Here is a 7,801-nt window from a genome sequence, read left to right on the forward strand (position 1 = left end):
GGCCGCTCGGGGCGTCGGCGCCGGGGCCGGGAGCACGGGGGGAAAGATCGGGGGCTCCAGGGCCGTAGGGGTGCTTTCACCCCACCGCCGAACCGGGATCGGAATTCCTGCCGCCGCGCGCGGCCCGTTCGCGGTTGGATGTCCTCATGAGCACCGACGAGCACGCGCGGATGATGGAGGCCAACCAGGCGAACTGGGACGCCCGCACGCCCGTCCACCTCGCCAGCCGCTTCTACGGGCTCGACCAGGATCTCGATCCCGCCCGCTGGTTCGCCTCCTTCGAGTGGGACGACCTCGGTGAGCTGGCCGGGCGCGACGTACTCCATCTGCAGTGCCATCTCGGCACCGAGACGATCGCCTTCGCGCGGCGCGGGGCACGGGCCGTCGGGCTGGACTTCTCCGCGGCGTCCGTGGCCGCCGCGAACGGGATCGCCGAGAAGGCCGGGCTCGACGTCACCTATGTACAGGCCAATGTGTACGACGCCGTGGAGGCCCTGGGCGGGCGGCAGTTCGACGTGGTGTACACCGGCAAGGGCGCGCTGTGCTATCTGCCCGACCTCGACCAATGGGCCGGTGTCCTGACCCAACTCCTGCGTCCCGGTGGGCGGTTGTACATCGTCGAGTTCCATCCGCTGCTCAACTCCCTCGGTCCGAAGCCCGGTCCGGGCGAGGGGCCCGAGCTGCTCCTGCGCCACGACTACCTGGGCGGCGACGGCGCCGTGCACCGGGACGCGACGCGTACCTACACCGACGGACCCGCCGTCGAGGGCGCCACGGACAGCTACGAGTGGATGCACGGAATAGGCGAGGTCGTCAACGCGTTGGCGGGAGCAGGGCTGACCATCCGGCGCCTCACGGAGAGCGACGAGCTTCCCTGGCCGCGCTGGCCGCAGATGGTGCGGACGGCGTCCGGCTGGTGGCGACTCCCCGAGCCGCGCATCCCCCTGCTGTACGGAATGCTCGCCACGCGCTGAGAGAGCGTGGTACCGTCCCGTTAGCACTTGTGTACGCCCGGTCGTAGGCGCCGGTGCTGTTTCTCCCTCAGTTCGCCGGTCGGCGTACCGGCTTCTCCTCATCACCTCGTGAGCACTGGTTCTGCCGTATCCGAGGTGCTGTTTCCGCCGCGCGAAGGCGCTCTGTCCGCCTTTCCGAAGTTCTTCCGATGTTCGCGGCACATCCTCCCTCCCCTCCGTATGTCTCATGCCTTCCGTCCGTGAAAGGACCGACCCTCATGACCACCACACTCGAACACCCTCCAATCCAGCAGCAGGCCCCGGCCCGGGCCGTCACCGGTGTCCTCGACATCGACGCGAGCGGGAAGGGCCACCTGCGCGCCGAGAACCTGCTGCCCTCGTCCTCCGACCTGTCCGTCTCCCCCGCTGTGATCCGCCGATACGGCCTGCGCAAGGGCGACCTCGTCGACGGCGTACGCGGCGCCCAGCGCGCTCTCACCGAAGTAGCCCGCGTCAACGGCCGCGCCCTGGGCAACAACCGGCGCGCGTTCGGCGAGCTGACGCCGCTTCACCCGCGTGAGCGCATCCGTCTCGAACACCCGGCGTCCGGCCTGACCGGGCGGGTCGCCGATCTGATCGCGCCCGTCGGCAAGGGCCAGCGCGGCCTGATCGTGGCCCCGCCCAAGACCGGCAAGACCGTGCTGCTCCAGCAGATCGCGGCGGCCGTCGCCGGCAACCACCCGGAGTGCCGGCTGATGGTGGTGCTCCTCGACGAGCGCCCCGAGGAAGTCACCGACATGGTGCGCTCGGTGCGGGGCGAGGTGTACGCCTCGACCTTCGACCGGGCGCCCAAGCAGCACATCGCGCTCGCCGAGCTCGTCATCGAACGGGCCAAGCGGCTCGTCGAGGCGGGCGAGGACGTCGTCATCCTGCTCGACTCCCTGACCCGGCTGTGCCGGGCACACAACAACGCGGCCGCGTCCGGTGGCCGCACCCTGAGCGGCGGCGTCGACGCGGCCGCACTGCAAGGGCCGAAGCGGTTTTTCGGCGCCGCTCGTCTGGCCGAGGAGGGCGGTTCGCTCACCATCCTCGCCACGGCCCTGGTGGAGACCGGCTCACGAGCCGACGACTTCTACTTCGAGGAGCTCAAGAGCACCGGGAACATGGAGCTGCGGCTCAGCCGGGACCTCGCCTCCCGTCGCGTCTTCCCCGCGGTCGACATCAACCCGTCCGGCACCCGTCGCGAGGAACTCCTGCTGCCCCCGCCCGAGTTGACCGCGGTCCGCGGCCTGCGCCGGGTGCTGCAGACCCGGGACGGCCAGTCCAACCTGGAGACGCTCCTGGAGCGGATGCGCGAGACGCCCGACAACGCCACGTTCCTTCGCCGGATCCAGCCGACACTACCGGGCGAGTGACACGTCACGGAAGGATCGCCCGTCCGGGTGCAGGCGCACCCCGACCGGCCCGGGCAGCGCGCTGTACGGCGACTCCGTTCCTACGTTGACGATATGAAGATCGGATTTACCTCCCGGGCTCTCGCGTCCACCTGCGCGCTCTGCGCGGCCGGCCTGCTGGCGCTCGCACCGGCCACCGCGGTCGCCCGCACCGGGCACGACTCCGACCCGCCCGGCGGGCACCGGGCCACGACACCGCAGCCCGCGCTGCTGTACCGGTCCGGCCCGCATGTGCGCCCCACGGCCGAGATGCCCCGGGTTCCACGAGTCTCCGCGCTCTCGTGGCTGGTGGCCGACGCCGACACCGGAGAGGTGCTCGCCGCGTACAACGCGCACCGGAGGCTGCCGCCCGCCAGCACGCTGAAGTCGCTGTTCGCCCTCACCGTGCTGCCCACCCTGCCCGGCGGCATCCGGCACACGGTGCGGGAGGAGGAGCTCGCCGGGATCGGGCCCGGCAGCAGTCTGGTCGGGGTCGCCGAGGGACGTACGTACCAGGTCGCCGATCTGTGGCGCGGCGTGTTCCTCAGTTCCGGCAACGACGCCGTGCGGGTACTGGCCGCGCTCAACGGCGGCTGGCGCTCCACGGCCGCCCGCATGCAGGCCAAGGCGCGTTCACTGGGCGCCCTCGACACGCGCGTGGTGTCGCCGGACGGCTACGACACACCCGGCCAGGTGTCGTCGGCGTACGACCTGGCGGTGTTCGGCCGGGCGGGGCTGCGCAACACGGAGTTCGCGCGGTACTGCGGCACGGCGGTGGCGAGGTTCCCGGGCCGGGGCGGCTGGTCGTACGAGATCCGGAACACCAATCGGCTGCTGACCGGCGCGGACGGCGTGGACCGGTACCCGGGCCTGATCGGCGTCAAGAACGGCTACACAAGCCATGCCGGCAACACACTCATCGCCGCCGCCCGCCGGGGTGAGCGCACTCTGGTCGTCACGGTGATGAATCCCCGGGCGGGCGGGTTCGCCGTCTACGAAGAGGCCGGCGAACTGCTCGACTGGGGGTTCGGGGCGGCAGGACGGGTCGAACCGGTCGGGTCGCTGGACGCCTTGCGGGCCAAGCCGAGACCCGGGCCCGTGAAGGTGCCAGTGGTCGCGGCGGTGGAACCCGAGGGCGCGGCCGGCTGGCCGGAGGCCTTCGCGATCGCGGGCGCCGCCGGGATGGGGGCCGGTGCCGTGTCGCTGGTGACGCGCGGCAGGGTCGAGCCGTAGACGCCGGGGTGACCGACCGGCAGCCACAGCAGCAGGCCGAGCGTGATCCAGGCGTAGGCGTTGCTGCCGAGGAAGCCGTCGACGCCGGACGCGTCGTCGAACCACAGCCACACCACGCTGGTGCACAGCACGGCGTACAGGGCGCCCGCGATCCGCAGTCGCCCGGCGCGCACGAGGACGGCGAAGGACGGCAGCAGCCACACCAGGTGGTGGACCCAGGTGATCGGGCTGACCAGACAGGCGGTCAGTCCGGTGAGGGCGAACGCCGCCGTCCAGTCGCCCGCGACGACCGCCCGCCGGGTACGTGCCGCCCAGACGCCCAGGACCAGCAGCACCACGACGGCCCACACCGCCCGGCTCGACACGTCCAGCCGGGCCAGGATGCCCTGCAACGACTGGTTGGAGACGTAGTCGAGGCGGCCCACCCGGGTGGTGTCCCACATCGCGTGCGTCCAGTAGAAGCGGGACGCGTCGGGGGCCGCCCAGGCCGCCAGCGCCGTCGCTCCGGCGGCGACGGCCGTCGCCACGGCGGCGGCTCGCCAGCGCCGGGCCACCAGCAGCAGGCCGATGAACGCGGCCGGCGTCAGCTTGATCGCCGCGGCGAGGCCGATGCCCACACCCGCCCAGCGGCTCCGGCCCGACGCCAGCAACCGGCAGTCGAGGAGCACCAGAGCCAGCAGCAGAATGTTGACCTGGCCGAAGCTGAAGGTGTCCCGCAGCGGTTCGAAGAGGGCCAGCCCGCATGCGACGAGGGCGCAGCCGTACCAGCCGTGGCGGTGCCAGGCCCGTCCCGCCAGCACGCGCAGCGCGACGGCGAGTGCCGCCAGGTTGAGCAGCAGCGTCACCGCGATCGCGACATGCAGATCCACCAGTGCCATGGGCAGCATCACGACGGCGGCGAACGGTGGGTACGTGAAGCCGTATGTCGTGCCGGGCACCCGGTAGTCGTAGATACGGCCGCCGTGGTGCGTCCAGCTGTCGACGGTGCCGTAGTAGACGCGCAGGTCGAACCAGTCGCGCAGCAGCGGCACGGTCGCGGTGAAGACGGTCACGGCGGCGGCGAGGGCCAGGACCAGGGCCAGCCGGCCGCGGTCGGTGCGGGGAAGTCTCATGCGGTGCGCTCCAATGCCGGGGCCTGCGCCGCGAGATGCGCCTGCCACAGGACGACCACGGCGAGCGCGCCCCCGGAGACCGCCAGCACCAGCTGGCCGGCGTCCGCGGCGGCGCCGCTGGGCAGGACGGCGAGCGCGAGCACGCCCGTCAGGGCCGCCACCCGGTGCCGTACCGAGGTGCTGGGCGCGGCGGCGGCGATGAGGAACAGGCCCCACAGGGCGTACCAGGGGCGGATCGCCGGCCCGAAGGCGGCCACGGCCGCCAGGCTCAGACCGAGCGCGTACACGGGGCGCGGACGCCAGCGCCACCATATGAGGAGTACGAGCACCGCCGTGAGCACGAGGCCGAAGACGTGCCACACCGGGACGGCCAGCGGCGCCAGATCGCTTCCGGCCTGGTCCAGCAGCGAGGCGGTGGCCCGGCCGAGCAGGCTGGTGAGCGCCCAGTTCTGCGGGGAGACCGGGGTGTCCAGGGCGCCGATCCAGCCGTATCCCGTGCCCGCGACGGCCGTTGCGGCGACCGTGGTGGCTGCGGACGCGGCCGTGGTGGTCAGCACCGCCTTCGCCGGCCGGTGCCCGGACCGCATCTGGAGCAGCACGACCGCGGCGAGGCCGAGTGCGGCGGGCGCCTTGACGAGGGCGGCGAGTGTGACGAGCACGGCGCCCAGGACCGGCCACCGGCCGAGCGCCGCGACCAGTCCGGCGCCGAGCAGGCCGAGCATGATGGCGTCGTTGTGGGCGCCCGCGACCAGGTGCAGCAGCACGAGCGGGTTCAGGGCGCCCAGCCACAGCGCGGCGGCCGGATCGGCGCCGCTGTGCCGGGCGAGGCGCGGCAGCGCGGCCGCCATCAGCGCCACCCCGAGGAGCGCTATCAGGCGCATGCCGAGGAGCCCCGCGGGCAGTTCGCCGCGTGTCACGGTGGACAGGGCGGAGGCGACACCGAGGAACACCGGGCCGTACGGAGCCCCGGTGTGTCGCCACAGCGGGGCGACCTCGTCCGCGAGCGGGCCCCCCAGATGGGCCGGCCCGTACGCGTACACGTCGATGTGCGCGTCGACCATGGCGCCCTGGGCCAGGTAGCTGTACACGTCCCGGCTGAACAGCGGCGGCGCGATCAGCAGCGGGGTGGCCCAGACGGCCAGCACCAGCAGCAGGGCGCGTGGGGTCGGCGGGTCGGCGCTGCGCACGAGGCGCCCCAGCAGCAGCCACGCCACTATCAGCAGGACGACACCGAAGTACACGCCGACCAGGCCCAGGGCGGCGTGCACCGAGCTGGGGGCCAGGAGTTCCCGGACCGGCAGGGCGCCGGCCGTCTCACCGCCCAGGGCGAGGAAGGCGGTGCCGGCCAGACCTAGGATCTGGCAGCGGCGGAGATCGAGGGGGAAAGCCATGGCCAACACTCGGTCAGCGTGTCAACGCCGGGTGGCTTTGAGTTGACGCGGGACCCTCCGGAGGTAAGCCGGAGTGTGACTGGCCGGTGATCTAATGCGAGGCGGTTGCAGGCCGCTACTCCTCTGCCGCATCCAGTAGGTCGCAGGCTGCGGGCCGGTGAGGCTTGTCGCACCCACGCGGCGGAGCCGCACATCGATACAGCCCCGCGCCCCGTGGGGTCATGAGCGCGTCCCCCGTCAAGCAGTTCTGTCAGAACACCGACAGGCCCGTCAGCGTCGTGAAGCGGTCCAGTGCTGCCACTCCTGCTACCGAGTTGCCGCGCTCGTCCAGCCCGGGGCTCCACACGCAGAGCGTGCACCGGCCCGGTACCACCGCGATGATTCCGCCGCCCACGCCGCTCTTGCCGGGGAGGCCCACCCGGTACGCGAAGTCGCCTGCCGCGTCGTACGTGCCGCAGGTCAGCATGACCGCGTTGACTTGTTTGGCCTGGCTGCGGGTGAGGAGGCGGCTGCCGTCGGAGCGGACGCCGTGGCGGGCCAGGAAGGTGGTGGCGAGGGCCAGATCGGCGCAGGACGCCTTGATCGAGCACTGCCGGAAGTACTGGTCGAGCAGGACGGGCACGGGGTTGTCGATGTTGCCGTAGGACGCCATGAAATGGGCGAGGGCGGCGTTGCGGTCACCGTGGGCGGACTCGGAGGCGGCGACGTCCTCGTCGAAGTTCAGGGTCGGGCTGCCGCTCTCGGCGCGGAGGAAGGCCAGCAACTCCCCCGCCGCGTCTCCGGTACGGGTCTGGAGGCGGTCGGTGACGACGAGGGCGCCCGCGTTGATGAACGGGTTGCGGGGGATGCCGTTCTCGTACTCCAGCTGGATCAGGGAGTTGAAGGGGTTGCCGGAGGGCTCGCGGCCCACGTGCTCCCAGAGTTCGTCGCCCTCGCGGGCCAGGTCGAGCGCGAGGGTGAAGACCTTGGTGATGGACTGCGTGGAGAACGGCTCGCGCCAGTCCCCCACGCCGTACACCGTGCCGTCGAGGTCCGCGACGGCCATGCCGAAGCTGCGCGGGTCGCAGGCCGCGAGCGCCGGGATGTAGTCGGCGGGCCGGCCGCGGCCGGGGGTCCGCTCGATCTCCTCCGCGATGCGCTCCAGGATCGGCTGGAAGGTCAGTGACGACGTTGACGCTGCCATGATCACCATTGTGCCTCCCTGCCGGTCCCGGTGCGCATCCCGGACAGGCGTTCCGGCTGGTCAGGCCAGGGCCTGGCCGCTGCCGGCCACGACCTCGGGCCGCAGCAGGTCGGTAAGGGTCTCGGCGGGCAACAGGCCCTTCTCCAGGACGAGTTCGGCGACGCCCCTACCGCTGGCGAGGGCCTCCTTGGCGATGTCCGTGGCCGCCGTGTACCCGATGTGCGGGTTCAGGGCGGTCACCAGACCGATGGAGTTCTCCACGGTCCGGCGCAGCGCCTCGGTGTTGGCGGTGATGCCGTCCACGCAGCGCCCGGCGAGCGTCAGACAGGCCGCGCGCAGGTGCGTGATCGACTCCGACAGGGAGTGCAGGATGATCGGCTCGAAGGCGTTGAGCTGGAGCTGTCCGGCCTCGGCGGCCATGGTGATGGCGACGTCGTTGCCGATCACCTCGAAGGCGACCTGGTTGACGACCTCGGGGATCACCGGGTTGACCTTG

5 protein-coding genes and 2 pseudogenes are annotated in these 7,801 nt (G+C 72.1%); 3 read left to right on the forward strand and 4 right to left on the reverse strand.

Annotated features, from left to right (window positions below; genetic code table 11):
• The first annotated feature begins 146 nt into the window (after positions 1-146).
• From ADK36_RS35520 to ADK36_RS51325, 3 genes and pseudogenes are all read left to right on the forward strand, one after another.
• Positions 147-974 carry a class I SAM-dependent methyltransferase gene (locus tag ADK36_RS35520; protein ID WP_053200498.1) on the forward strand — a complete coding sequence of 276 codons (828 nt, stop codon included), beginning with the start codon at positions 147-149 and terminating at the stop codon, positions 972-974.
• A gap of 257 nt (positions 975-1,231) precedes the next feature.
• Positions 1,232-2,368 (forward strand): transcription termination factor Rho, encoded by a 1,137-nt coding sequence (gene rho / locus ADK36_RS35525; RefSeq protein WP_053200500.1) that lies wholly within the window; start codon positions 1,232-1,234, stop codon positions 2,366-2,368.
• 288 nt (positions 2,369-2,656) lie between these two features.
• Positions 2,657-3,298, forward strand: a pseudogene (locus ADK36_RS51325) (D-alanyl-D-alanine carboxypeptidase family protein); the annotation flags it as partial.
• 80 nt (positions 3,299-3,378) lie between these two features.
• On the opposite strand, the gene ADK36_RS51330 reads toward ADK36_RS51325, so the two are convergent.
• The 4 genes and pseudogenes from ADK36_RS51330 to aspA all read right to left on the reverse strand — a co-directional run.
• Complete coding sequence (locus tag ADK36_RS51330; RefSeq protein WP_053200503.1) at positions 3,379-4,731, reverse strand: glycosyltransferase 87 family protein; 1,353 nt, start codon at positions 4,729-4,731, stop codon at positions 3,379-3,381.
• On the reverse strand, positions 4,728-6,122 hold the full coding sequence (gene mptB / locus ADK36_RS35545) for a polyprenol phosphomannose-dependent alpha 1,6 mannosyltransferase MptB (RefSeq protein WP_053200505.1): 1,395 nt from the start codon (positions 6,120-6,122) through the stop codon (positions 4,728-4,730). The genes ADK36_RS51330 and mptB overlap by 4 nt, the downstream gene beginning before the upstream one ends.
• A gap of 250 nt (positions 6,123-6,372) precedes the next feature.
• Positions 6,373-7,314: a glutaminase gene (locus ADK36_RS35550; protein WP_048585535.1), complete on the reverse strand. Its 942-nt coding sequence runs from the start codon at positions 7,312-7,314 to the stop codon at positions 6,373-6,375.
• Between the two features lie 51 nt (positions 7,315-7,365).
• Positions 7,366-7,801, reverse strand: a pseudogene (aspA, locus tag ADK36_RS35555) (aspartate ammonia-lyase); the annotation flags it as partial.

Source organism: Streptomyces viridochromogenes (assembly GCF_001270495.1).
GTDB classification, from domain to species: Bacteria; Actinomycetota; Actinomycetes; order Streptomycetales; family Streptomycetaceae; genus Streptomyces; species Streptomyces viridochromogenes_A.

Excerpts from the sequence above, each read along its gene's own strand:
- ADK36_RS35520 (WP_053200498.1), top strand. The coding sequence starts at position 147 with ATGAGCACCGACGAGCACGCGCGGATGATGGAGGCCAACCAGGCGAAC.
- rho (WP_053200500.1), top strand. The coding sequence starts at position 1,232 with ATGACCACCACACTCGAACACCCTCCAATCCAGCAGCAGGCCCCGGCC.
- ADK36_RS51330 (WP_053200503.1), bottom strand. The coding sequence starts at position 4,731 with ATGAGACTTCCCCGCACCGACCGCGGCCGGCTGGCCCTGGTCCTGGCC.
- mptB (WP_053200505.1), bottom strand. The coding sequence starts at position 6,122 with ATGGCTTTCCCCCTCGATCTCCGCCGCTGCCAGATCCTAGGTCTGGCC.
- ADK36_RS35550 (WP_048585535.1), bottom strand. The coding sequence starts at position 7,314 with ATGGTGATCATGGCAGCGTCAACGTCGTCACTGACCTTCCAGCCGATC.